This window comes from Microbacterium sp. No. 7 (genome assembly GCF_001314225.1).
Lineage (GTDB): Bacteria > Actinomycetota > Actinomycetes > Actinomycetales > Microbacteriaceae > Microbacterium.
Genome location: NZ_CP012697.1, coordinates 2,464,522 through 2,485,755, shown reverse-complemented (window position 1 = coordinate 2,485,755; position 21,234 = coordinate 2,464,522). Strand labels below are relative to the sequence as shown.

Sequence of the window (21,234 nt, the reverse complement as noted above, 5' to 3'; positions counted from 1 at the left end):
CAGCGTGACCCGACAGGACGATGCGCCGGCGGCCCGGCAGACCGCCCCGCCGCCCCGCAGGCGCGCACGGCGTCGTGATCTGCGCCTCGCGCCGGTCGTCGGCGTCGCGTGGACGACGGCGTCGGTCGTCACGCTGCATCCCTCCGTCACGGTGCCGATCGCGATCTCGCTCTGGAGCCTCGCGCTCGCGGCGGTGCTCGCCGGCGTGCGATGCCGCGGAGGCTGGCGCACATTCCTCGCGGTCGCCGCGATCTGCGCCGCGGGAGGCGCGGCGGTAGCGACGCACGTGGCGGCGATGCTGCCGGCACGGGCGGTGTTGACCGAGCTGCCGACCGACGGCGGGCGTGCGCTGCAGGTGCGGGCCACGGTGGTCGGCAAGGTCGAGCGGTCGGCGACGGGCTGGCGCACCGATGCCGTTGCGCACGAGGTGCGGATCGGCGACGAGCGCAGGGCCGTCGACGCGCCCGTGCTCCTGCGCCTGGCCGACGCGCCGGAGGGCCTCGACCTGGGCGCCCTCGTCGAGGTGCGGGGAACGACGTCGCCGCCGCGCGCCGGTGAGCGCGCCGTGCTCGTGGTGCACGCGAGCGAGGCGACGGTGCTCGATCCTCCCCGCGGCGTGCTCGCGTCGGCGGCGGCGCTGCGCGACGGGCTGCAGGCGGTCGCGGCGGGATTGCCGGAGCCGGGTGCGGGCCTCATCGCGGGACTGTCCGTGGGCGACACGAGCGGGGTCGGCGAGGGGCTGGATGCCGCGATGAAGGCGTCGTCGCTCTCACACCTCACCGCGGTATCCGGCGCGAACTGCGCTCTCGTCGTGGGCATCGCGTTCGCCGTGGCGGCCTGGTGCGGCGTGCCGCGGGCGGGTCGCGTGATCGCGGGTCTCGCGGCCCTCGGCGGGTTCGTCGTGCTCGTCTCGCCCGAGCCGAGCGTCGTGCGCGCGGGTGCGATGGCGGTCATCGCGATGCTGGGCGTGCTGCTCGGGCGGATCGGCGCCGGCGTCTCGATCCTCGCGACGGCGATCGTCGTGCTGCTCGTGATCGATCCCTGGCTCGCGTCGTCGCTCGGCTTCGCGCTCTCGGCCGCGGCAACGGGGTCGCTGCTGCTCGCGGCCGGCCCGCTCGCCGACGGTCTCGCCCGATGGATGCCGTCGCCCCTCGCCCTGGCCGTCTCCGTGCCGCTCGCGGCACAGCTCGCCTGCGGCCCCCTGCTCGTGCTCATCACGCCGACCATCCCGGTCTACGGCGTCGTCGCGAACCTGCTCGCGGCCCCCGCCGCGCCGGCCGGCACGGTCGTCGGGCTCGCGGCGTGCCTGGCCGCCGGCATCCCCGTCGTCGGCAGCGGCCTGGCCGCGCTCGCGTGGGTGCCCGCCGCGTGGATCGCCGGCACGGCGGAGACGTTCGCCGGCCTTCCCGCGAACGCCCTCCCATGGCTGGAGGGATGGCCCGGGCTCCTCGCCCTGTCCGCGGTCGGCGCCGCGATCGGAGTGCTCGCCGCCGGGCAGCCGGCCTGGGCGCACGTGCCCGCACGGGTCGTCGCCGCTCTCTCGATCGGATGCCTCGTGGGCCTCGGACCGATCGCCGCGCTCGTCGAGCGGGGCCACGTGCCCGCCGGCTGGTCGATCGCGGCGTGCGACGTGGGCCAGGGCGACGCTCTGCTCGTGCGCTCGGGCGGACGCACGGCGCTCATCGACACGGGACCCGACCCCGAGGCGCTGCGGCGCTGCCTGGCGCTCTTCGGCATCCGTGAGGTCGACCTGCTCGTGCTCACGCACTTCGACCTCGACCATCGCGGCGGGCTGGAGGCGGTCGAGGGACGTGTCGACGTCGTGCTGCACGGGCCGCCGGGCTCGGGCGACGACCACGCGACGCTGCGCGCCCTCGCGGCGGGCGGCGCCGAGGTGGTGCCCGCCGCGACGGGCATGAGCGGGCGGCTCGGCGAGGCGCGGTGGCGCGTGCTGTGGCCACGCGCGAACGGGCGGGAGACAGGAAACACCGCGAGCGTCGTGACCGCCTGGGAGGGCGGCGGCCTGCCTGCCGCGATCCTCCTCGGCGACCTCGACGCCGAGGCCCAGCGGGGCGTGCGGCGCGAGCTGCGCGGCGCGTCGTTCGCGGTCGTCAAGGTCGCGCACCACGGCAGCGCCGATCAGGACCACGGCCTCTATGCACAGCTGCACGCCGCCCTGGCGCTCGTCACGGTCGGCGAGAACACCTACGGGCATCCGCGTGCCGAGATCCTCGACGCGCTGCGCGCGGCCGGAACGACGATCGCCCGCACCGACGCCGACGGCGCGGTCGCGGTCAGCGTCGACGACGACGGCGCGCTGCGGGTGTGGAGGCAGCGCGGGGGAGACGCGGAGCCGTCCGTCGGTGCCCCTCGGTAGGCTGGGGGCATGGCCGCACCGCGTCGATCGACTCCCAAGAGCGCGATCCCGCAGGTGTCGTGGCGCGCCCCGCAGCCGGCGCCGATCGTGCTCGTCTCGGGACCGGAGGAGGTCTGCGCGGAGCGCGCGATCGCCGGCGTCCGCGACTTCCTGCGCGCCGAGGACCCGAGCCTGGAGATCTCCGATCTGCGCGCCGACGACTACACGTCGGGCAGCCTGCTCACGATGACCTCGCCGTCGCTGTTCGGCGAGCCGCGCCTCGTGCGCGTCGCGGGCGCCGAGAAGTGCAGCGACGCGTTCCTCGCCGAGGCGCTCGCCTACATCGAGGCGCCGCAGGACGGCGCGACGGTCGTGCTGCGGCACACCGGCGCGAGCGTGCGCGGAAAGAAGCTGCTCGACGCGATCCGCGCAGGCACCGGCGGCGGCGTCGAGATCGCGTGCGCCGCGATCAAGCGCGACTCCGACCGGTTCGACTTCGCCGCGGGGGAGTTCCAGGCGGCGGGCCGGCGCATCGCGCCGGCTGCGCTGCGGGCGCTCGTGGGCGCGTTCGCCGACGACGTCACCGAGCTGGCCGCCGCCTGCCAGCAGCTGATCTCCGACATCCCCGGCGACATCGGTGAGCAGATCGTGGAGCGCTACTACGGCGGGCGCATCGAGACGACCGCGTTCGCCGTGGCCGACACCGCGATCGCGGGACGCTACGGCGAGGCGCTCATCACGCTGCGGCACGCCTTGGCGAGCGGCGCCGACCCGGTTCCGCTCGTCGCCGCGATCGCCTCGAAGCTGCGCACGATGGCGCGCGTCGCGGGCTCCCGCGAGTCCGCGCGCGAGCTGGCCGCCCGTCTCGGCCTGAAGGACTGGCAGGTCGACCGCGCCCGCCGCGACCTCAGCGGATGGAACGAGGCATCCCTCGGTCTCGCGATCCAGGCCGCTGCGCGGGCGGATGCCGAGGTCAAGGGCGGCTCTCGCGACCCCGTCTTCGCCGTCGAACGCCTCGTCACCGTCATCGCCACCCGCGCCCCCTTCGGCGCCTGACCCCCGCGGGCCTCCATCCCCGCGAGGGTGCCGGTTGTCTCACCGAGGGTGCCATCTGTCTCACCGAGGGTGCTCTCGCCGCGAACGCCAAAGCACCCTCGCGAGAACAACTGGCACCCTCGCGAGAACAACTGGCACCCCCGCGGATGGCGGGAAACGGTGATGGCCCGCCCCGAAGGGGCGGGCCATCACCGAAGGTCAGCGGGTGCTCAGAGAGCGGCGACCTGCTTCGCGATCGCCGACTTGCGGTTCGCGGCCTGGTTCTTGTGGATGACGCCCTTGCTCACGGCCTTGTCGAGCTTGCGGGTCGCCTTCTGCAGGCTCTTCTCGGCGGTGGCCTTGTCGCCGGCCGAGATGGCCTCGCGGGTCTGGCGGACGAGCGTCTTGAGCTCGCTCTTCACGGCCTTGTTGCGCTCATGCGCCTTCTCGTTGGTCTTGTTGCGCTTGATCTGCGACTTGATGTTCGCCACGTTCGACGTATCTTTCGTTCGGAGTGTTCGATGGAGGTGCCGGGTGACAAGAGAGGGCTGTCGCACGGCGGTCGTGTGAGGGGAAAGCCCACACGCAAGCCAAAAGTCAATGTTAGCAGGTCTGTTCCGGCATCCGTTCGATCGTCGCGATCGCGAGGGACAGCACGGCGTTGAACACGTCGGGCCGCATCGCCGTGACGAGATGGCTCGTGCGCGGCACGACGATGAGCTCCGCCTGCGGCGCCGTCGCCGTGAACAGCCGCTCATTGACGCGCAGCTGGTCGAACTGCCCGTTCACGAACCACATCGGCACGTCGATGCGCCGCAGCGCGGTGAGCAGGTCGAGCACCGAGAGGCTCCGCAGCGCGACGTCCTGCGCGTCGTAGGCGTAGCCGCCCGCCCCGAAGTCGGCGCGCGTGTGCGGCGGGAGCGTCGCGTCGAGCACGCGATCGGCGATCCACTGGCCGCGGCCGGGCAGCCGGTCGAAGCCGCGCGCGAGGGCGCGATAGGTCGCGAGGCCCGTGCCGCGGGGGACCGCGGTGCACGAGGCCGCGACGAAGCCGTCGATCGGCGGCCCGTCCTCGCCGCCCGCGTAGGCGATCGACAGCAGCCCGCCCATCGAGTGCCCGACCAGCAGCACGCGCCCGTCGGCGGTGGCCGACCGCACGGCCCGGTCGATCGTGGCGAAGGCCTCGTCGAGCGTGAACTCCTCGCCCCGCCGCGTGCCGTGGCCGGGCAGGTCGACCGCGGTCGACGGCACACCCCGCTCGGCGAGGTGCTCGCGTTGCGCGCGCCACATGGTGGCAGAGGTGCGGATGCCGTGAACCATCACCACGTGCACCGTCATGCCGTCAGCCTACGTCGCGACCTCGCGCGCATCGCCCCGAAGAAACCCGCGAAAAGGCTGAGCGCGGCCACACGCCGGCGGCCGCGCTCAGCGCGTGACGGGAAGGGCTCGCTACTCGCCCTCCTCCGGAGCGGGGGAGCGGCGCAGGGCGCCGGCGGATGCCGGACGCTCCTCGTGAGCCGGCGCCGGTGCGGCGCTCGCGGCGCCCGCCCCGAAGCCGCGTCCGACGGCCTGGCCCTGGATGATCGCGGCGAGGTCGAGGCCTGTCGCCGCGCTCACGCTGTCGAACACCGACCGCATCGCCTTGGCGCTGTCACCGCCGACGACGCTGGAGGCGCCGTCCTCGCCGGAGCCGCCGATGATCGAGACGCTGCCGATCGTCGCGTACCCCTTGGCGAACTCGCCCATGATCGACGGCAGCACCTCGAGCACGCGCTGCGACAGGAAGGCCTCCTGGTTCGACGCGATGGCCTTCGCCTCCGCCTCGACGGCGGCGGCACGCGCCTCGCCCTCGGCCCTGATCGCCTCGGCCTCCGCGCTCGCACGCAGGCGGCGCGCCTCTGCCTCCGCCTCGGCCTGGGCGCGCAGGGCGTTGGCCTCACCGGCGGCCTTCGCCTCGGTGGCGGCAGCCTCACCCGCGGCGCGGGCGCGGTCGGCCTGCGCCTGCTGCTCGGCGATGCGGGTGCGTGCCTCGGCCTGCTTGACCTGCTCGATTGCGGCGGCCTCGGCGGCGCGCTCGCGCGTGTAGAGGTCGGCCTGCGCACGCGTCTCGGCCTCGTAGCGCTGGGCGTCGGCGACGCGCTTGACGTCGGCATCCAGCTGGGCCTGCCGGTTCTCGGCCTGCTGCTGCAGAACGGCCTGCTCGGCCTGCGCGCGGGCGAGCTGCTCGGCCTGCTCCGCCTCGGCGCGGGCGCGGCCGACGCCGGCCGCGGCGTTGGCGGTGTTGGTGTCGAGGGCGGTCTGCTCGACGAGGTTCGCCTCGTTGTTGGCGATCATGCGCTGGTTGATCGCGCGGTCGGCGTTGGTCTGCGAGATCTCGGCGGCCTGACGCTTGGCCTGGATCTCGGGCGCGCCGAGCGACTGGATGTAGCCGACGCGGTCGGTGATGCCCTTGATCTGGAAGGAGTCGAGGATGAGGCCCTGCTCGGCCAGCTCCTGCGAGACCTCGGCGGCGATCTGGTCGGAGAACTTCTTGCGCTCGCGCATCAGCTCGACGACCGAGAGCGTTGCGACGATGCCGCGCAGGGCGCCCTCGAGCTGTTCCGTCGTGAACTGCTCGATCGCCTTGTCCTGCGATGCGAAGCGCTCCGCGGCGCGACGCACGAACAGCGGGTCGGAGCCGATCTTGACGATCGCGACGCCGTCGACGTTGAGCGTCACGTTGTCGAGCGACTGCGCCTCGGCGTTGAGGGAGACCTGGCGCGAGCGCAGCGAGATGATCTCGTGACGCTGCGTGATGGGGTTGACGAGCGCCTTGCCGTTGACGATGACCGTGACGGGCGACTCCTCGACCGATGGGTTCACCGAACCGTCGCTCGCGCGGGTGCTGACCTGCACCTTCTGCTTGCGGCCCGAGATGACCAGCGCCTCGTCGGCGCGTGCCACCTTGACCCAGCTGCGGGCGAACAGCAGGCCCACGAGCAGGATGATGATGGCGGCGACGGCCACGATCCCGACGATGACCAGGATGCCGATGGCACCGGCGATCTCCATGAAGGTCCTCCTTCTCTCGGCGTTCTTCCTTTCCACCCTGCCAGATCATTCCGGTGGTGGCACGGACACGGCAGGAATACGACGGCCCCGCCTCCGGAGAGGCGAGGCCGTCGTCCGCCGCGGCTCAGAAGAGCACGCGCACCGGTGCCGGGTCGCTGACCGACCCCGCGTAGAGGGCGGGGTCGCTCGGGACGAACGTCGCCGTGTAGCGGTGCGTGCCGCGCGAGAGGGTGCCCAGCCGGTGGGTGGCCAGCCCGTGGCGCACGGGAACCGTCGCGATCAGCGTGTCGCCCTCGCGGAACTCGACCGCGCCCGAGGGCGCCGTCCGGTCGGCGGTCGCGACCGTCGCGATGAGCGTCGTCGGCAGGATGCGGTTGACGTGCAGCGGCAGCAGGGCGCCGAGCCGCGTCGTCGTCGACACCTGCGCGACGGGCAGCTCGCCCGCCGTCAGCCCCACGACGACCGGGTCGTGGTCGCTCGAGCGGTAGACGTCGGGCGCGTAGAACTCGATGCCGTGCGACCGGAACCGGCTGTACTCCAGCGCCACCGACTCGCCCGAGTTGATGTTCCAGATGTCGGCGCCCGTCGCGCGCTCGAGCGCCGCGCCGTTCAGCAGCACGTGGTCGAGCGAGCCCGACAGGCCCTGGTAGCTGTACGACGGCGTGGCGACGCCGAAGACCTGCTCGGCGTTCGCGTAGCCCGCGTCGTAGAGCACCTGCAGCGGGTCCTCGTGGCCGTAGGAGTTGAAGTCGCCGGCCAGCGCGACCGCCGCGACGTCGCCCCGCACCGCGGCGACCCAGTCGCGCAGCGCCGTCGCCTGGCGCACGCGCGACTCGTTCGACGCGCCCTGGCCGTCGCCCGTGTCGGCGTCGCCGGGCCACGGGCCCGCCGAGCCCTTCGACTTGAAGTGGTTCACGACGAACAGGAACGGCTCGCCGCCCGCGGCGGGCGCGAACACCTGCGCGATGGGCTCGCGCGCGTTGCCGAACGCCTGGCCCGCGCCGCTCTGGTCGCCCAGCGCGCGCGACGCGCCCTGCGGCGTGACGACGGCGGGCTGGTAGATGATCGCGTTGGTGATGACGTCCTGCTCCGCCGGCGAGGGCAGCTCGGCCGACGACGGCACGAACGCCCACTTCTCGGCGCCCGCGGCGGCGTTCAGCGCCGCGACGAGCGTCGCCGTCGCCTCGTCGGTCTCCTCGCCGAGCGCCGCGGAGTTCTCGATCTCCATGAGGCCGACGACGTCGGCATCCAGCGCGCCGATGGCCTCGACGATCTTCGCCTGCTGGCGGGCGAGGTCGTCGGCGTCCCACGCCCCGCGCTGCGCGCAGCCCTCGCGCACCGTCACGCCGTCGCCGAAGCGGTCGGTGTAGGCCACGCACGCGGGATCCTCGTTGCCGAGCGTCGTGAAGTAGTTGAGCACGTTGAACGACGCGATCGACAGGTCGCCGCCGACCTCGTCGGGCGCTGCGGTGCGCGGGTTGCCGAAGACGACGTCGTCGGCGCCCGACCCGTCGGCGAGGAGGGGGCGGGTCGGGTTGAGCTTCCACGTGTCGTTGCGGTAGTCGACGATGAACGGCGCCGTGAACTCGACGCTCGCCCCGACGACGACGGGCTCGGCGAGCGACACGTACGCGGGCACCAGGCCGCTGTTCGCGGCGTTCAGGAAGTTGATCGACGTGCCGTCGTCGAGCGCGACGGCACGGGCCGCGTTGTCGGCGGCGATCGCGGCCGCCTCGGGGCTGCCGGGGCGCGCGAGGTCGGTGGGCTGGCGCAGCGGGGTCGTGCCGGCGGCGAGGCCCACCTCGCCGTACTGGTTCGTGCTGTACGTGTTCGAGACCGTGAAGGCGCCCTGCGGGGCGACGAGCATCGACTCGAAGCGCTCGCGCTCCTCGGCGGTCGCGGGCCAGCCGATGGATGCCGGGACCGGCGCCTCGGCCGCGTCGATCACGCGGGCGGAGCCCGCGGTCGCCGTGATCTGCGTCAGGCCGTAGTACTCGGACACGACGCCCGTGACCTCGACGGTGTCGCCGAGCGCGACGTCGCCCGTGAGCCCGCCCGGCGCGTACACGAAGATCGCGTGCGAGGCCGTGTGCGTCGCGAGGTCGATCTCGCCGCCGGTGCCCGGCGTCTGGACGACGTAGCCGTTCAGTCCGCCGGTGGGGTAGTGCGCCGTGACGACGCCGGTCGTCGTGACGGTCTGGCCGAGGCGCGGCGACGCGTCGCCCGTGCCCTGGATCTCGGCGATCGCGACGAGCTCCGGCTCCTGCGGCTCCTCGGGCTCCTCCGGCCCGCCGGGCTCCTCGGTGCCGGACTGCAGGCCCTGCGGGGTCGGCGCGCCCTTCGCGAAGTCGGCCGCGTTGTCGGCGGTGTTGGTCAGCGTCGCGTCGCGTGCGACGCTCTCGGCGTTGGTCGTCGCGGGCGCCGCGCCGGTGCCCGCGAAGTGCCCCGCGCCTCCCCAGCCGACGAAGTCGACCACCTGGTCGAGGCCGACGAGCCCCGTCGCGCCGCTCAGCGCCTGCTGCGTCGAGACGAGGGCGACCTTGCCCGCCGAGCCGCTCATCGGGATCGAGCCGTCGACGTCGGCGGTGAAGCCGGGCAGGCCCGTGTTGTTGCCGAACGCCTGGCCGACGAGCAGGAACCCGCCCGCCGGCAGCACCACGCCGGTGAGCGGCGTGACCTGCCACGTGCCGCCCGCGGCCGAGGCGTACTGCACGCTGTACGACGACAGGTCGACGTCGGCGTCGCCGACGTTGGCGAGCTCGACGAAGTCGCGGTTGAACGCGGCGCCGCTGTTGCCGCCGCCGCCGTAGACCTCGCTGATCACGACGGGTGCGTCGGGGGAGACGGCGGCGGTCGCCGCGGCCGGCGCGAGCACGGCGCCCGCGAGCGCGGTCGCCGCGGCGGCGATGGTCGCGAGCGTGCGCGCGAGGGGCGCTCGCGCGGTGGTGAGCCTTCGATCGTTCGTGGGGTGGGACACGGCATCTCCAGATCGGGTCGGTGCAGATCGGGTCGGGGGCAGATCGGGTCGGGGCGCGTCGCATCGTGCGCGACGGCATGAGACGGACGCGACGCTAGCGGCCGATTCCGGGCGGCAGGGGGCGCGGCCGTGAACGCCCGGCCACGGACCGGTGTCGGAGCGGTGACCGCGGCGAAGGAGATCGGGCGGCCCGCCGGATAGACTTCTCGGAACATGTCACCGCGCGCCCTGAAGCCGCTCGAGCCCGCTGCCACGCCGCCCGAGCTGATCCGCAACTTCTGCATCATCGCCCACATCGACCACGGCAAGTCGACCCTTGCCGACCGCATGCTGCAGATCACGGGCGTCGTCGCCGATCGCGACATGCGCGCGCAGTACCTCGACCGCATGGACATCGAGCGCGAGCGCGGCATCACGATCAAGAGCCAGGCGGTGCGGATGCCGTGGTCGGTCTCGACGGGCTCGACCAGCGAGGGTGCAGGCTCGACCAGCCAGGGTGCGGGCTCGACCGGCGGGGGTGCGCGCACCTTCGCGCTCAACATGATCGACACGCCCGGCCACGTGGACTTCACCTACGAGGTCAGCCGCTCGCTCGCCGCGTGCGAGGGCGCCGTGCTGCTCGTCGACGCCGCGCAGGGCATCGAGGCGCAGACGCTCGCCAACCTGTACCTCGCGCTGGAGAACGATCTGCAGATCATCCCGGTGCTCAACAAGATCGACCTGCCCGCCGCCGATCCCGACAAGTTCGCGGCGGAGCTCGCGAACCTCATCGGCGGCAGCCCCGACGACGTGCTGCGCGTCAGCGGCAAGACCGGCCTCGGCGTCGAGGAGCTGCTCGACCGCATCGTCGAGCGCATCCCCGCTCCCGTCGGCGACGCCGACGCCCCCGCGCGCGCCATGATCTTCGACTCCGTGTACGACGCGTACCGCGGCGTCGTCACCTACGTGCGCATGGTCGACGGCAAGCTCGAGCCGCGCGAGCGCATCCAGATGATGTCGACGCGCGCGACGCACGAGCTGCTCGAGATCGGCGTGTCGAGCCCCGAGCCGATCCCCACGAAGGGCCTCGGCGTCGGCGAGGTCGGCTACCTCATCACGGGCGTCAAGGACGTGCGCCAGTCGAAGGTCGGCGACACGATCACGAATCAGCGCAAGCCGGCATCCGAGCCGCTCGCGGGCTACACCGACCCGAAGCCCATGGTCTTCAGCGGCATCTACCCGATCGACGGCAGCGACTACGCCGACCTGCGCGAGGCCCTCGACAAGCTCAAGCTCTCCGACGCCTCGCTGCAGTACGAGCCCGAGACCTCCGTGGCGCTCGGCTTCGGCTTCCGCTGCGGATTCCTCGGACTGCTGCACCTGGAGATCATCACCGAGCGCTTGTCGCGCGAGTTCGACCTCGACCTCATCACGACGGCGCCGTCGGTGACCTACGAGGTGACCACCGACACGGGCGAGACGGTGACCGTCACCAACCCGAGCGAGTACCCCGACGGCCGCGTCGCGGAGGTCGCCGAGCCGGTGGTGAAGGTCGGCATCCTGCTGCCCAAGGACTACGTCGGCACGGTCATGGAGCTGTGCCAGTCGCGCCGCGGCACGCTGCTCGGCATGGACTACCTCAGCGAGGACCGCGTCGAGCTGCGCTACAACATGCCGCTCGGCGAGATCGTGTTCGACTTCTTCGATCAGCTGAAGTCGAAGACGCAGGGGTACGCGAGCCTCGACTACGAGCCCGCCGGCTCGCAGACCGCCGACCTCGTGAAGGTCGACATCCTGCTGCAGGGCGAGAAGGTCGACGCCTTCAGCTCGATCGTGCACCGCGACAAGGCCTACTCGTACGGCACCATGATGACCGAGCGGCTGCGCAAGCTCATCCCGCGTCAGCAGTTCGAGGTGCCGATCCAGGCGGCCATCGGCGCGCGCATCATCGCCCGCGAGAACATCCGCGCGATCCGCAAGGACGTGCTCGCCAAGTGCTACGGCGGCGACATCTCCCGCAAGCGCAAGCTGCTCGAGAAGCAGAAGGAGGGCAAGAAGCGCATGAAGATGGTCGGCCGCGTCGAGGTGCCGCAGGAGGCCTTCATCGCAGCGCTGTCGGGCGACGTCGAGGGCAAGGACAAGAAGTAGCGTGCGGCTCCCGCCGTACCCGCGCGGCATCACGCGCGGTCCGCTCACGGCGGTGCCCGCGGGCCTTCGCGCCGCCGAGTGCTCCGTGCGGGTCGCGCCGTCGGCGGCCCCCGCCGTCGCGGCGCTCATCTCCTCGTGGGAGTTCAAGCGTCGTGCGGGGTTCGAGACCCCGGCGGGGGCGCCCGAGCCCGGGGCAGAGGGGGTTCTCGCGACCCGGCTCGGCGGCATCCGCTTCGCCGAGCCCGTGCGCGTCGTCTGGGCGGGGGAGCACGGATTCGGCTACGAGACCCGGCCCGGGCATCCGCTCTACGGCGAGGAGTCCTTCGCGATCGACGAGGACGGCGTCTTCACCGCGCGCTCCGTGTCGGTGCCCTCGACGCCGTTCTGGCGGCTCGGCACGCCGGCCATCCGCCTGCTGCAGCGCGACGTGTTCCGCCGGTACCAGCGCATCGTGCGCGAGACCGCCGCGTGCGCGCGCTGAGCGCGTTGCGCCGCGAGGGTCGTCACGTAGGCTGGGGGCCATGCGCCGCGGGAACTTCCAACAGGGAACCGTCGACTACGCGGCGGTCGGCGCGAGCCAGGCCGCCGATCTGATGATGTATCCGCCCGAGCGGAGCGTGCCCGCCGAGGCCGCGTGGAAGCTCGGCAGCGGCGCCGAGAGGTTCGCCTCGTCGTCCGAGTCGCTGCTGGCCTGGACGCCGCTGCGCGGCGCCGGCCTGACGCTCGCCGACGTGCGTCCCGCCGCCGGTCCCGCCTATGCGGGCGTGAGCTTCGACGCCGACGGCGCGCCCATCGCCCCGTCGCGGCTCGAGACCGAGCAGCGCTTCGACGCCGACGGCACGCCGTACGTCGCCGCGGGCACGTCGCTGCGCCTCGCCGGCCGGCTCGGCGGGATGCGCGTCGACGCGCGGCTGCGGGTCATCTCGGTGTTCGAGGAGCCGCGGCGCGTGGGATTCGTGCTGGGCACGATCGGCGACTCCGTCGTGAGCGGCGAGGAGTCGTTCGTCGTCGAGTGGCACGACACCGACGAGGTGTGGTTCCGCGTGCGCGCCTTCGACCGGCCCGTGGCCGCGCTGTACCGCGCCCTGCCGCCCCTCGTGAAGCGCCGCCGCCAGCAGCTGTTCCGCGGATACCTGCGGGCGATGTCGCCCATGTACGCGACGCCGTCCTGATGGGCGCGGCCCTTCCCCTCGGCGACCCCGCGCCGCCCGACGGCGCGCTTCCCGCCGGGATCGCCGTCGATCCCGGCGTCGACTTCGGCGTGTACCTGCACGTGCCGTTCTGCCGCGTGCGCTGCGGCTACTGCGACTTCAACACCTACACCGCGACCGAGCTGCGCGGCGCGCGGCAGGACGCGTACGCCGACGAGGTGCGGCGCGAGATCGCGCTCTCGCGCCGGGTGCTCGCCGAGGCGGGGCCGCTCCGCGCGGCGCAGACCGTCTTCTTCGGCGGCGGCACGCCCACGCTGCTGCCCCCGGGCGACCTCGCGCGCATGCTCGACGGCGTGCGCGACGCGTTCGGGCTCGCCCCGCACGCCGAGGTGACCGTCGAGGCGAACCCCGACACCGTGACGGATGCCGTGATGGCCGAGCTCGCGGCATCCGGGGTCACGCGCGTGTCGATCGGCATGCAGTCGGCCGTGCCCCACGTGCTCGCGGCGCTCGACCGCACGCACGACCCCGCCGCGGTCGCGCGCGCGGTCGCGGCGGCGCGGGGAGCGGGTCTCGCCGTGAGCGTCGACCTGATCTACGGCGCGCCGGGGGAGACGCTCGACGACTGGCGGGCGTCGCTCGAGGCCGCCGTCGAGCTGCGCCCCGACCACGTCTCCGCCTACGCGCTGATCGTGGAGGAGGGCACGAAGCTCGAGCGCCAGATCCGCCGCGGCGAGGTGCCGGCGCCCGACGACGACCTGCAGGCCGATATGTACGAGCTGGCCGACGCGCTGCTCGGCGGCGCCGGCTTCGCGTGGTACGAGGTGTCGAACTGGGCGCGCACCCTGGAGCAGCGGTCGCGGCACAACCTCGCGTACTGGCGCGGCACCGACTGGTGGGGCTACGGCCCCGGCGCGCACAGCCACATCGCGGGGCTGCGCTGGTGGAACGTGCGGCACCCCGCCGCCTACGCGCAGCGGCTCGCGGCGGACGAGTCGCCCGCGGCGGGCCGGGAGACCCCGGACGCCGAGGCCCGGCGCCTGGAGACCGTGCTGCTGCGCTCGCGCATCGCCGAGGGGCTGCCGGTCTCGGAGCTGACCGCGACGGGGCGGCGCGGCGTGGCGTCGCTCATCGCCGACGGCCTCGTCGACGGCGCCGCCGCCGTGCGCGGCCGCATCGTGCTCACCCTGCGCGGCCGGCTGCTCGCCGACGCCGTCGTGCGCACGCTCACCGCCTGACCGCCGCGCCGCCTGACAGGAGACGGTGCGGCGCGCGCGGTAGAATTGGCAGTCATCACTCGAGAGTGCCAGGCACGGAGACGCCGGAGGAGGGTCATGGTCTCGGAACGCGGACTGCAGGTCCTTCGCGCCATCGTGCAGGACTTCGTCGACACGCGCGAGCCGGTCGGCAGCAAGTCGATCGTCGAGCGCCACGCCTTCGGCGTGTCGGCGGCGACGATCCGCAACGACATGGCGCAGCTCGAGGACGAGGATCTCATCACCGCCCCGCACACCTCGTCGGGGCGCATCCCCACTGACAAGGGCTACCGCGTCTTCGTCGACCATCTCGCCGAGGTGCGTCCGCTCAGCACGGCGCAGCGCTCGGCCATCCAGACCTTCCTCGCCGACCCGGTCGACCTCGACGACCTGCTCGTGCGCACCGTGCGCACGCTCAACCGCCTCACCGGCCAGGTGGCGATCGTGCAGTACCCCTCGTTCGAGCGCGCGCACGTCACGCACGTGGAGTTCGTGAGCCTCGGCGGTCCCCGCGTCGTCGTGATCGTCGTGACCGACACGGGGCAGGTCTCGCAGCGGATGATGCTGCTGCGCGACGAGCTCGATGACGACGAGACGGCCGCGGTCAAGCGCGCCATGGCGGCGCTCGTGACCGGCCGCAGCGTCGCCGACGCCGCGCACGCGATCGCCGAGCTGCTCGTCGCCGAGCCCGCGCCGGCCGGCCGCATCGACGACGCCGTGCGCGCCGTCGCCCGCACGGTGGGCGAGGAGCTCGCGGAGTTCCGGCAGGACCGGCTCGTGATGGCGGGCAGCGCCTCGCTCGCCCGCCTCGAGTCCGACTTCCGCGGCAGCATCTACCCGCTGCTGGAGGCCATCGAGGAGCAGGTGACCCTGCTGCGCCTCATGAGCGAGATGGTCGCCGACGAGCAGGGCCTCGCCGCGAGCATCGGGCGCGAGAACGAGCCGTTCGGCCTCTCCGAGGCCTCGGTCGTGGTGAGCGACTACGAGGCGACGGCGTCCCGCGCCCGCGTGGGCGTGCTCGGCCCCACGCGCATGGACTATCCGACGAACCTCGCGGCGGTGCGTGCCGTCGCGCACTACCTGGGACGGCTGCTCGACGACGACGAGCGCGCCCGCTAGACGACGTGACGTGCCCCGGGCCGGGGCACAGGGAAGGCGAACGTGGCAGATCATTACGAGGTGCTCGGCGTGTCGCGCGACGCGACGCCCGACGAGATCAAGAAGGCGTACCGGCGGCTCGCGCGCGAGCTGCACCCCGACGTGAACCCCGGGGAGGACGCCGCGGAGCGCTTCAAGCTCGTGACGCACGCCTACGACGTGCTCAGCGACCCCGAGCAGCGCCAGCGCTACGACCTCGGCGGCGACTCGAGCCCGTTCGGCGGCGGAGGCTTCGGCGGGTTCGGCGACGTCTTCGAGGCCTTCTTCGGCGCGGCGGCGGGCGGCCGCGGCGGCGCACGCCCCCGCTCGCGCCGGGAGCGCGGGCAGGACGCGCTCGTGCGCGTGACCCTCGACCTGTCCGAGGTCGTGTTCGGCACGCACCGCGACATCGAGGTCGACACGGCCGTCGTGTGCGAGACGTGCCAGGGCGAGTGCACGCAGCCCGGCACGCACCCCGCGACGTGCGACATCTGCCGCGGCGCGGGCCACGTGCAGCGCACCGTGCGGAGCCTCCTGGGCAACGTCGTCACGTCGCAGCCGTGCACGGCGTGCCAGGGCTACGGCACGACGCTGCCCTACCCGTGCACGTCGTGCGCCGGGCAGGGGCGCGTGCGCGCCCGCCGCACCGTCTCGGTCGACATCCCGGCCGGCGTCGAGACGGGGCTGCGCCTGCAGATGCCGGGATCGGGCGAGGTCGGCCCCGCCGGCGGCCCCAACGGCGACCTGTACCTGGAGATCTCCGTCGCCACGCACGAGGTCTTCAGCCGCGACGGCGACGACGTGCTCGCGACCCTCGAGGTGTCGATGCCCGACGCGATCCTCGGGACCACGACGACGATCGAGGCCCTCGACGGCCCCGTCGAGCTGGAGATCCGCGCCGGGGTGCAGAGCGGCGACGTGCTCACGATCAAGGGCCGCGGCATCACGCCGCTGCGGGGCACGCACCGCGGCGACCTGCGCGTCGGCGTCCAGGTGGTGACGCCCACGCGTCTCGACGGCCGGTCGCGCGCGCTCGTCGAGGAGCTGGCCGGCCGGATGAAGGCGCCCGAGCCGCGGGTCGCGCAGTTCCAGCAGGGGCTGTTCTCGAAGCTGCGCGATCGCTTCCGCGGCGCCTGATCCGCCGATGGCACTGCACTTCCTCGCCGAGGACGCGACGCTCGACCGCGCGGACGCCTCGCTCGCGGAGGACGCCGGGACCGCGCCGAGCGGCGCGCTCGCCGGCGCCGCTCCGGGCGACCGCGTCGTGCTGACCGGCGCCGAGGCGCACCACGCGGCGGTCGTGCGGCGCGTGCGCGCGGGCGAGACCGTGACGGTCGGCGACGGCGCCGGCGCCTGGCTGACGGGCGAGGTCGACGACGTCGCGCCGAAGCGGGTGTCCGTGCGGATCACGCACGCCGCGTCGGTGCCGCGTCCGGCGCCCCGGCTCGTGCTCGTGCAGGCGCTCGCGAAGGGCGACCGCGACGAGCTGGCGGTGCAGGCGGCGACCGAGCTCGGCGTCGACGAGGTCGTGCCGTGGCAGGCCGCGCGCAGCGTGTCGCGATGGGACGCCGCGAAGGCCGCCAAGGGCGTCGCGCGGTGGAGCACGATCGTGCGCGAGGCCGCGAAGCAGGCGCATCGCGCGTGGCTGCCCGTCGTGACCGCGCCCGCGTCGACGAGAGACCTCGCGGCGCGCGTCGCTGACGCGCGCGTGCTGCTGCTGGAGCCCACGGCATCCGCTCCGCTCTCGCGGGTCGAGCTCGCGGACGACCGCGACATCGTGCTGGTCGTCGGCCCCGAGGGCGGCATCGCGCCCGAGGAGCTCGCCCTGCTCGGGGCGGCGGGCGCCGAGCCCGTGCGCCTGGGCGACACGGTGCTCCGCACGTCGACGGCCGGCCCCGCCGCCCTCGCGCTCGTCAACGCCCGCCTGGGACGGTGGTGATCCCGCTCGACGCCGTGGCGTGCCCGCCGCATAGACTAGAGGCATGAGCGAACCCTCGATCTTCACGCGCATCCTGCAGGGCGAGATCCCCGGCGAGATCCTCATCGAGACCGAGAACGTGTTCGCGATCCGCGACATCAACCCGCAGGCCCCGCTGCACGTGCTGGTGATCCCGAAGACCGAGCAGTACCGCGACGTCACCGAGCTGGCCGCGGGCGATCCCGCGCTGCTCGCCGAGGTCGTCGCGGTCGCCAAGCGCATCGCCGTCGAGCACGCGAACGGCGAGTACCGCCTGATCTTCAACAACGGGCCGAGCGCCGGCCAGTCCGTCTTCCATGTGCACGGTCACGTGCTCGGCGACATCGAGGAGAACAAGCTCGTTGGCTTCTGACGATTCGAACGGTGACCGTGAGTCGGTGCGCATCTACGCCGACGGCGTCGCCATGGTCCAGCTGCTGGGACCGCAGGACCGCCTCCTCCGCGCCGTCGAGCGCGAGCACCCCGACGTCGAGGTGCACGTGCGCGGCAACGAGATCACGCTGACGGGAGCCCCCGGCGCCGTCGCGCGCGCCCGCGCGCTCGTCGACGAGCTCATCGCCCTGGCCCGCGCCGGCCAGGGGCTCGACGTGTCGGACGTCGCGGCATCCGGCCGCCTGCTCAGCGTCGACGGCGGACCGCGGCCGTCCGAGCTGCTCGGCGAGGCGATCCTCTCGTCGCGCGGCAAGACGATCCGTCCCAAGACGGCGGGCCAGAAGGCCTACGTGGATGCCATCGACGAGAACACGATCGTCTTCGGCATCGGCCCGGCGGGCACCGGCAAGACCTACCTCGCGATGGCGAAGGCCGTGCAGGCGCTGCAGCGCCGCGAGGTCGACCGCATCATCCTCAGCCGCCCCGCGATCGAGGCGGGGGAGCGGCTCGGCTTCCTGCCCGGCACGCTCACCGACAAGATCGACCCGTACCTCCGCCCGCTCTACGACGCGCTCAACGAGATGATGGACCCCGAGGTCGTGCCCCGGCTCATCGCCTCGGGCACGATCGAGGTCGCGCCCCTGGCGTACATGCGCGGGCGTACCCTGAACAACTCGTTCGTCGTGCTCGACGAGGCGCAGAACACGACGCCCGAGCAGATGAAGATGTTCCTGACCCGGCTCGGCTTCGGCACCCGCATGGTGGTCACGGGCGACATCACGCAGATCGACCTGCCCGAGGGCGCCTCGGGCCTGCGGCTCGTGACGCGCGTGCTGAAGGACATCGACGACATCCACTTCGCCTTCCTGACGAGCGACGACGTCGTGCGGCACACACTGGTGGGCCGCATCGTCGACGCCTACACGGAGTACGACGAGCGAAGGCTCGCCGCCCGCCGCGAGCGCGACGAGGCGTCGGAGTTCGCGAACCGGGTCGAGCGGCGCGCCGCCGACCGCGCGCGCGGACCGCGCGACCACCTGCGAGGACGGGGACGCTCATGACCATCGAGATCACCAACGAGTCGGGCGTCGCCGTCGACGAGACGGTGCTCCTGCGTCTCACGGAGCACAACCTCGCCGAGCTGCACGTGAGCGCCGACGCCGACGTCGCCATCCTGCTCGTCGACGAGGGCGCGATGGAGGCGCTGCACGTGCAGTGGATGGACGAGCCCGGCCCCACCGACGTGCTGAGCTTCCCGATGGACGAGCTGCGCCCCGGCACCGAGGAGCAGCCCACGCCGCCGGGGCTGCTCGGCGACATCGTGCTGTGCCCGCAGGTCGCGGAGACCCAGGCGCAGCAGGCGGGCCACACGACGCTCGACGAGCTCATCCTGCTCACGACCCACGGCCTCCTGCACCTGCTCGGCTTCGACCACGCCGAGCCCGCCGAGGAGCGCGAGATGTTCGGCCTGCAGCGCCACCTGATCGTCGGATTCCACGCCGCCGAGCGGCACCGTCGGCGATCATGACCCCCGTCCTGCTGCTCGTCGCGGCCGCGCTGCTCGTCGCCCTGGGCGGGCTGATGGCGGCGCTCGACGCCGCGCTGAGCGTCACCTCGCGACAGGATCTCACCGACCTCGCGCTCTCGGGCCGCAACCGCCGCGCGCTCGGACGCGTGGCCGCCGATCCCGACGCGCACGCGAACGCGGTCGTCTTCATCAGGATCCTCGCCGAGACGACGGCCGCCGTGCTCGTGACCGTCGCGTTCACGCTGCTGTTCCACAACATCTGGTGGGCCATGCTCGCCGCCGCCGTCATCATGACCGCCGTCACGTTCGTGCTCGTCGGCGCGAGCCCGCGCAGCGTCGGCCGCCAGCACGCCAAGGGCCTGCTGCGCGGCGCCGCGCCGATCGTGCGCGGCGCGCGCATCCTGCTCGGCCCCTTCGCGCACCTGCTCGTGATCCTCGGCAACCGGCTCACGCCCGGCATCGCCCGCGGCACCTCGTTCGCGTCGGAGGAGCAGCTGCTCAGCATGGTCGACGAGGCCGCCTCGCACGACCTCATCGAGGAGGACGACCGCGAGCTCATCCACTCGGTGTTCGAGTTCACCGACACCTACGTGCGCGCCGTCATGGTGCCGCGCACCGACATGGTGACGGTCGAGGCGGGCGCGACGACGCAGGAGACGCTCGCCCTGTTCCTCGACCGCGGCGTCTCGCGCATCCCGGTCGCCGACGCCGAGGCCGACGACATCGTCGGCGTCGTGTACCTCAAGGACCTCGTGCAGTTCGCGTTCCGCGACGAGACGCAGTGGCGCGACGTGCCGGTGAGCCGCGTCGCGCGCACGGCCGTGTTCGTGCCGGAGTCGATGAAGGCCGAGGCGCTGCTGCAGCAGATGAAGAAGGATGCCGTGCACGTGTGCCTCGTCGTCGACGAGTACGGCGGCGTGTCGGGGCTCGTGACGCTGGAGGACCTCATCGAGGAGCTCGTCGGCGACATCGCGGACGAGTACGACTCGCGTCCCCGCGAGATCGTCGACCTCGGCGACGGACGCTACCGCGTGAGCGCGCGCCTGGCTCTCGACGAGGTCGGCGAGCTGTTCAACATCGAGCTCGAGGACGAGGACGTCGACTCCATCGGCGGACTGCTCGGCAAGGTGCTCGGCCGCGTGCCCCTGCCCGGCGTGACCGCCGAGCACGGCGGGCTCCGCCTCACCGGCGGCACCGCGCGAGGCCGCGGGCGCGGCCTCGAGACGGTGTTCGTCGAGGCGACCGACGAGCTCAAGGACCTGCAGGCCGCGCTGGAGCACGCCGCGCCCCGCACGGGCGAGATCGGCATCCTGCCCTGACGGTGCGTCAGTAGACTCGACCGAGCTGTGACGCGGAGAGGGAGTGCGATGGCCGAGACGACACGGGCCGGGTTCGCGACGTTCGTGGGGCGACCCAACGTCGGCAAGTCGACGCTCACGAACGCGCTCGTCGGGCAGAAGGTGGCGATCACGAGCGACAAGCCGCAGACCACGCGCCGGGCGATCCGCGGCATCGTCAACCGTCCGGGCGGTCAGCTCGTGATCGTCGACACCCCCGGCATCCACCGGCCGCGCACGCTGCTCGGCCAGCGCCTCAACGACCTCGTCGAGCAGGTGCTGGGCGATGTCGACGTCATCGGCTTCTGCGTGCCGGCGACCGAGAAGGTGGGCCCGGGCGACCGGCGCATCGCGGCGTCGCTCGACGGGTATCCGCGGGCGCGGAAGGTCGCCATCGTCACGAAGGCCGACGCGGCGGGGCGCGACGAGATCGTCGAGCGGCTGATGGAGGTCGACAGCCTGCGCGACGACTGGGACGCCGTCATCCCGCTCTCGGCGGTGACCGATGACCAGCTCGACGTGCTCGCCGATGAGCTGCTGAGGCTCATGCCGGAGGGTCCCGCACTGTACCCCGACGACGTCGTCACCGACGAGTCGCTCGAGGACCGCATCGCCGAGATCATCCGCGAGGCGGCGCTCGACGGCGTGCGCGACGAGCTGCCGCACTCCATCGCCGTGACGGTGGACGACGTCGCGCCGCGCGAGGACTCCGACCTCACCGACGTCTACGCGAACATCGTCGTGGAGCGCGACAGCCAGAAGGCGATCATCATCGGGCGCAAGGGCTCGCGGCTGAAGGAGGTCGGGGCGCGCGCCCGCGCGGGCATCGAGCCCCTCGTCGGCACGCGCGTCTATCTCGCGCTGCACGTGCGCGTCGCCAAGGAGTGGCAGCGCGACCCCAAGCAGCTCGGCCGCCTGGGATTCTGACG

At 73.1% G+C, this 21,234-nt stretch carries 18 protein-coding genes; 14 read left to right on the top strand and 4 right to left on the bottom strand.

What is annotated here, in order from left to right; all coding sequences use genetic code 11:
- Window positions 1-4: 4 nt before the first annotated feature.
- Window positions 5-2,377, top strand: coding sequence for a ComEC/Rec2 family competence protein (locus tag AOA12_RS11475; protein WP_231637069.1), 2,373 nt, complete (start codon window positions 5-7; stop codon window positions 2,375-2,377).
- Between the two features lie 9 nt (window positions 2,378-2,386).
- The gene (gene holA, locus AOA12_RS11470; protein ID WP_054682856.1) at window positions 2,387-3,412 is read left to right on the top strand and encodes a DNA polymerase III subunit delta; all 1,026 of its coding nucleotides are present in this window, start codon (window positions 2,387-2,389) and stop codon (window positions 3,410-3,412) included.
- A 209-nt stretch (window positions 3,413-3,621) separates the two neighbouring features.
- On the opposite strand, the gene rpsT is transcribed toward holA, so the two are convergent.
- The 4 genes from rpsT to AOA12_RS11450 form a co-directional block, all read right to left on the bottom strand.
- On the bottom strand, window positions 3,622-3,882 hold the full coding sequence (rpsT, locus tag AOA12_RS11465; protein WP_054682855.1) for a 30S ribosomal protein S20: 261 nt from the start codon (window positions 3,880-3,882) through the stop codon (window positions 3,622-3,624).
- Between the two features lie 112 nt (window positions 3,883-3,994).
- Window positions 3,995-4,729, bottom strand: a complete 735-nt coding sequence (locus AOA12_RS11460) for an alpha/beta fold hydrolase (protein WP_054682853.1) — start codon at window positions 4,727-4,729, stop codon at window positions 3,995-3,997.
- Window positions 4,730-4,840: 111 nt separating this feature from the next.
- Window positions 4,841-6,442, bottom strand: coding sequence for an SPFH domain-containing protein (locus AOA12_RS11455; RefSeq protein ID WP_054682852.1), 1,602 nt, complete (start codon window positions 6,440-6,442; stop codon window positions 4,841-4,843).
- A 124-nt stretch (window positions 6,443-6,566) separates the two neighbouring features.
- A complete protein-coding gene (locus tag AOA12_RS11450; protein ID WP_054682849.1) occupies window positions 6,567-9,419 on the bottom strand; it encodes an ExeM/NucH family extracellular endonuclease in 2,853 nt (950 codons plus the stop codon).
- A gap of 213 nt (window positions 9,420-9,632) precedes the next feature.
- On the opposite strand from AOA12_RS11450, the gene lepA reads away from it, so the two are divergent.
- The 12 genes from lepA to era all read left to right on the top strand — a co-directional run bounded on the left by lepA (window position 9,633) and on the right by era (window position 21,232).
- The gene (lepA, locus tag AOA12_RS11445; RefSeq protein ID WP_054682847.1) at window positions 9,633-11,546 is read left to right on the top strand and encodes a translation elongation factor 4; all 1,914 of its coding nucleotides are present in this window, start codon (window positions 9,633-9,635) and stop codon (window positions 11,544-11,546) included.
- 1 nt (window position 11,547) lies between these two features.
- Window positions 11,548-12,027 (top strand): DUF1990 family protein, encoded by a 480-nt coding sequence (locus tag AOA12_RS11440; protein ID WP_054682845.1) that lies wholly within the window; start codon window positions 11,548-11,550, stop codon window positions 12,025-12,027.
- Window positions 12,028-12,067: 40 nt separating this feature from the next.
- Window positions 12,068-12,718: a DUF1990 family protein gene (locus AOA12_RS11435; RefSeq protein ID WP_054682844.1), complete on the top strand. Its 651-nt coding sequence runs from the start codon at window positions 12,068-12,070 to the stop codon at window positions 12,716-12,718.
- Window positions 12,718-13,935, top strand: a complete 1,218-nt coding sequence (gene hemW / locus AOA12_RS11430) for a radical SAM family heme chaperone HemW (RefSeq protein ID WP_054682842.1) — start codon at window positions 12,718-12,720, stop codon at window positions 13,933-13,935. Before AOA12_RS11435 ends, hemW begins: the two co-directional genes overlap by 1 nt.
- A gap of 96 nt (window positions 13,936-14,031) precedes the next feature.
- Window positions 14,032-15,072: a heat-inducible transcriptional repressor HrcA gene (hrcA, locus tag AOA12_RS11425; protein ID WP_054682840.1), complete on the top strand. Its 1,041-nt coding sequence runs from the start codon at window positions 14,032-14,034 to the stop codon at window positions 15,070-15,072.
- A gap of 42 nt (window positions 15,073-15,114) precedes the next feature.
- On the top strand, window positions 15,115-16,227 hold the full coding sequence (gene dnaJ, locus AOA12_RS11420) for a molecular chaperone DnaJ (protein ID WP_054682838.1): 1,113 nt from the start codon (window positions 15,115-15,117) through the stop codon (window positions 16,225-16,227).
- A gap of 7 nt (window positions 16,228-16,234) precedes the next feature.
- Window positions 16,235-17,029, top strand: coding sequence for a 16S rRNA (uracil(1498)-N(3))-methyltransferase (locus tag AOA12_RS11415; protein ID WP_082406184.1), 795 nt, complete (start codon window positions 16,235-16,237; stop codon window positions 17,027-17,029).
- 43 nt (window positions 17,030-17,072) lie between these two features.
- Window positions 17,073-17,420, top strand: coding sequence for an HIT domain-containing protein (locus AOA12_RS11410; protein WP_054682836.1), 348 nt, complete (start codon window positions 17,073-17,075; stop codon window positions 17,418-17,420).
- Window positions 17,421-17,472: 52 nt separating this feature from the next.
- Window positions 17,473-18,501, top strand: a complete 1,029-nt coding sequence (locus tag AOA12_RS11405) for a PhoH family protein (protein WP_231637245.1) — start codon at window positions 17,473-17,475, stop codon at window positions 18,499-18,501.
- Complete coding sequence (ybeY, locus tag AOA12_RS11400) at window positions 18,498-18,968, top strand: rRNA maturation RNase YbeY (RefSeq protein ID WP_054682831.1); 471 nt, start codon at window positions 18,498-18,500, stop codon at window positions 18,966-18,968. The genes AOA12_RS11405 and ybeY overlap by 4 nt, the downstream gene beginning before the upstream one ends.
- A complete protein-coding gene (locus AOA12_RS11395; protein ID WP_054682829.1) occupies window positions 18,965-20,287 on the top strand; it encodes a hemolysin family protein in 1,323 nt (440 codons plus the stop codon). The genes ybeY and AOA12_RS11395 overlap by 4 nt, the downstream gene beginning before the upstream one ends.
- A 48-nt stretch (window positions 20,288-20,335) precedes the next feature.
- Window positions 20,336-21,232: a GTPase Era gene (gene era, locus AOA12_RS11390; protein WP_054682827.1), complete on the top strand. Its 897-nt coding sequence runs from the start codon at window positions 20,336-20,338 to the stop codon at window positions 21,230-21,232.
- Window positions 21,233-21,234 lie beyond the last annotated feature (2 nt).